The following is a 3920-nucleotide window of genomic DNA, read 5'->3' as shown; positions in this document are numbered from 1 at the left end:
AATTAACCAGTTCCTGATTTTACGGATCTGGTTAATTTGTGTGAAGTACATCAAGTTTTGAGGAAGTGCTTGTGAACCGTAGCATAAATAAATGAGGTTTTGTATGTTCGATTTTTAAATAATACCCAAGAAGGAGTGGGTTGCAGTTATAGTAATACTCTATTTTTTGTATTTCTATAATAGATAATTTTTTAAAAAAACAGAATTATCTTGACAGTTATTGAATGGATTGATAAGGTTATAAAAAAATATTTCTTATCCAGAGAGGTGGAGGGACTGGCCTTATGAAACCTCAGCAACAGGTCTGCTTAAGTAGACACTGTGCTAATTCCAGCGGGTGATAATCCTGATAGATGAGAGCTTCCGTTTTTATTTGTCAGTAGCGCCCTCTTTTTTAGAGTGCGTTTTTTGTTTTCTCTGGGTAATAACTAAAGGAGAGTAGAAATGGAGAACAAAAATGGGCAAGAATTTCAAAGGAAAATGCAAGCACGTCATTTAGTCATGCTATCACTTGGTGGGGTGATTGGAACTGGCTTATTCTTAAGTTCGGGTTACACTATTCAACAAGCTGGCCCATTTGGAACAGTTCTATCCTATCTGGTTGGTGCGCTAGTGGTTTATCTAGTTATGCTATGTTTAGGAGAACTTTCCGTACATATGCCTGAAACGGGCGCATTTCATAGTTATGCAGTTAAATACATTGGACCGGGTACAGGGTATACAGTAGCCTGGTTGTATTGGTTAACTTGGACTGTTGCTTTAGGTTCTGAATTTACAGCCGCAGGATTACTTATGAAGCGATGGTTTCCATCAATTAATGTTTGGGTATGGAGTGCTCTTTTTGCCATTTTGATCTTTGTATTAAATGTCCTGACTGTTAAATTTTTTGCCGAATCCGAATTTTGGTTTTCAACGATAAAGGTTATAGCTATTGCGATTTTTATTGTTTTAGGAGTAGCGGCAATGCTAGGGTTTCTTCCGATGACTCATTCAAAAGCTACACCTACACCATTCTTTTCTAATTTTACAAGTGGAGGTTTATTTCCCCATGGTGCTACGGCCATTATGATGACCATGCTTGCGGTTAATTTTGCTTTTTCGGGAACAGAATTAATAGGTATTGCAGCTGGAGAAACAGCGAACCCGGAAAAAATGATACCGAAGGCCATTCGAACTACTCTGTGGAGATTGATCATCTTTTTTGTAGGAACGATTGTTGTTTTATCTGCGTTATTGCCTATTTCCGATGCGGGGGTATTAGAGAGCCCTTTTGTTGCAGTTCTAGAACGAATTGGGGTGCCATATTCAGCTGACATAATGAATTTCGTTATCTTAACAGCCATTTTATCTGCGGCAAACTCAGGCCTTTATGCCTCTTCTAGAATGCTTTGGTCGCTTGCTAATAAGAATATGATATCCCCGATTTTTGGAAAAATGACGAAGCAAGGTGTTCCAATCAACGCCGTCATTTTCAGCATGGTGGGTGGAGCTTTGGATTTGCTCTCGAGTATTGTGGCACCAGATACTGTCTATATCGTACTTGTTTCCATTTCCGGTCTAGCAGTAGTTGTAGTTTGGATGAGTATTAGTGCTTCGCAGTTCCTATTTCGCAGACAATTTTTGAAAGAAGGAAATTCTGAGAAGGACTTGATTTATCGCACACCACTATATCCATTCGTACCAATTGCTTCTTTTATCCTTTGTCTGGCATCGTGTATTGGAATTGCATTCGATCCAACACAGAGAATTGCCTTATATTGCGGCATACCGTTTATTTTGTTTTGCTATGGAAGTTATTATCTAACAAAAAATCTAAAAAAGAGGGGCGTAGATTATGTCGAACAAAATCAACCTAATTGATGATATTTTATCCCAACATTCCATTATGCTTCTTGACGGAGCATTAGCTACAGAATTGGAGGCGCATGGATGTAATTTGGACGATCCTCTTTGGTCGGCACGTGTGTTACTAGATAATCCGGAACTAATTTATCAGGTTCATTCAGACTATTTTCGTGCTGGAGCGGACTGTGCCATAACAGCAAGCTATCAAGCTACTATTAGCGGTTTTTCCAAGCGTGGAATACAAGAACAGGAAGCTTTGGAATTAATTAAGAAAACGGTGTTACTTGCAAGAAGGGCAAGAGATGATTTTTGGAAGGAAAATACGCAAACGAATAGGCCTAAACCATTGGTTGTTGCATCAGTTGGGCCGTACGGGGCTTACCTTGCAGATGGTTCAGAGTATGTAGGCAACTATGGTGTGACAGATAAAACATTAGCAGACTTTCACCGTTCGAGAATGTCTGCGTTAATCGAAGCAGGTGCAGATCTATTGGCATTTGAAACGATCCCTTCCCTGCAAGAAGCAAGAGTATTAGATACATTATTGCGTGAGTTTCCAGAAACATATGCGTGGCTTTCCTTTTCGCTAAAAAATGAGAAAGAGATTAGTGAAGGTATAAAACTCGTGGAGTGTGCACGAGCTTTTGAGAAAAGTGAACAAATTGTAGCGATAGGAATCAATTGTGCGCCAGTAACCGTTGTGACTGGTGCAATCCAAGAGTTGCGGGCAAACACCAAAAAACCGATTATTGTTTATCCAAACTCTGGTGAAACTTATAATCCAGAAACAAAAACATGGCATGGTCATGAACAATGTAACGCGTTGAATATTCAATCTGAAGAATGGTACCAAGCAGGTGCACGTTTAATAGGTGGATGCTGCAGGACGACACCTTATCACATTGAGGAGATATCGAACAAGTGGCGTTCTTCCGAGTTTTTCTATTCAAACGAAGCAAAACAGTAATGGAATGGAAGATAATCTATCTTTGTGTGTATTTTCATGATTTAGCTTGTTCAGGAATCTACAGTTACGTTTAGTGGCACAAAATGTCTTTTCAGAGCCACAAATGTGGATGGTAGCCTCGGGAATCCAGTGGACTTTTGGGTACCTTAGGTATGGAAAGGAATCAGGGAAAATAAAAACCGCTTGTTTAATAGAAATGGTAGATAACATGCTGAATCTTTTAATGAAGATGTAGTTAATCCAATTGAAAGTGAAGGGGACCAATTATTCGTAATTAAAGTTAACGAAGAGGTTAATTTAGTTATTTAAAAAATAGTTCAATAACTATATGAAAATTTGTTGTAGTAGTTAATATGGTCATATTTTTTGTAAAAAAGGATAGATGTAAACAGGTATACTCTCCTGTTCATCTATCTTTTTCTTTTTACCATATAAAATGTGTGACATTGTATTCAATCGTATAAATATAGGATTTCATTACTATTTCCTTGACTTTTATTGAACTCCTCACCACTTAACGTCCTTACGGACTTTTTGAAGTGGGAGATTCCTGCGAACACCGGTGTATCCACCGGTTATCTTAGCAGGCTCTACCCGTAGTTCCTACGGTGAGAACATAAGTATCTTGTACGTTAACGCACCACACTCCCTACTTTAGCTTGGTTTTCGCAACTTCGGTAAGCATGGGGTGATAGAACGTTGAAGATTTTACGGTTGCAACGTTTTTCTGCAACCAACCTCATATCTTCAGTTTTCGAAGAGCAATCTGTACAAGTAAATGATAACAAACATGTTGGCTTATACCAACCGACATTCATCTCCCCCCTAAAATTGGTGTTTCACACCTTCACATTTTTGAGGAAGGAGTCTTCTGTCGGAAAACGATAAAACGATAGGGTTTATTTGGTATGCGTATTATTAAGAGGATTCTTCTATTTTAGGAATGCTTTACCCCACAAAATGAAAGTACACTTTGTTTCCATTCTTAAGTTGATAGATGTGTGGTGCCCCCCTATAAAAACGTAATTGTATTGTAGAAAAATAAAATAGAAGGATTACTTATCTTTAGTAAATATGAGAACTTTATATTTTTATTATTTCCGATTAT

2 protein-coding genes and 1 riboswitch are annotated in these 3920 nt (G+C 38.2%); both genes read left to right on the top strand.

Features of this window, described 5'->3' with window-relative positions:
- Positions 1–252: 252 nt before the first annotated feature.
- A riboswitch (SAM riboswitch) is annotated at positions 253–360 on the top strand.
- Between the two features lie 84 nt (positions 361–444).
- The gene (gene mmuP, locus ACQGSG_RS27310; protein ID WP_426948497.1) at positions 445–1860 is read left to right on the top strand and encodes an S-methylmethionine permease; all 1416 of its coding nucleotides are present in this window, start codon (positions 445–447) and stop codon (positions 1858–1860) included.
- Entirely contained in the window at positions 1835–2812 is a 978-nt protein-coding gene (mmuM, locus tag ACQGSG_RS27305) for a homocysteine S-methyltransferase (RefSeq protein WP_167319461.1), read from the top strand. The genes mmuP and mmuM overlap by 26 nt, the downstream gene beginning before the upstream one ends.
- Positions 2813–3920: the final 1108 nt, after the last annotated feature.

Source organism: Bacillus sp. GMa5/1 (genome assembly GCF_050172015.1).
Classification (GTDB): domain Bacteria; phylum Bacillota; class Bacilli; order Bacillales; family Bacillaceae_G; genus Bacillus_A; species Bacillus_A cereus.
This window is presented reverse-complemented; position numbering and strand designations above follow the sequence as displayed.

Bases quoted from the DNA above. Each gene is read 5' to 3' on its own strand.
- mmuP (WP_426948497.1), top strand. From the start codon at position 445: ATGGAGAACAAAAATGGGCAAGAATTTCAAAGGAAAATGCAAGCACGT.
- mmuM (WP_167319461.1), top strand. From the start codon at position 1,835: ATGTCGAACAAAATCAACCTAATTGATGATATTTTATCCCAACATTCC.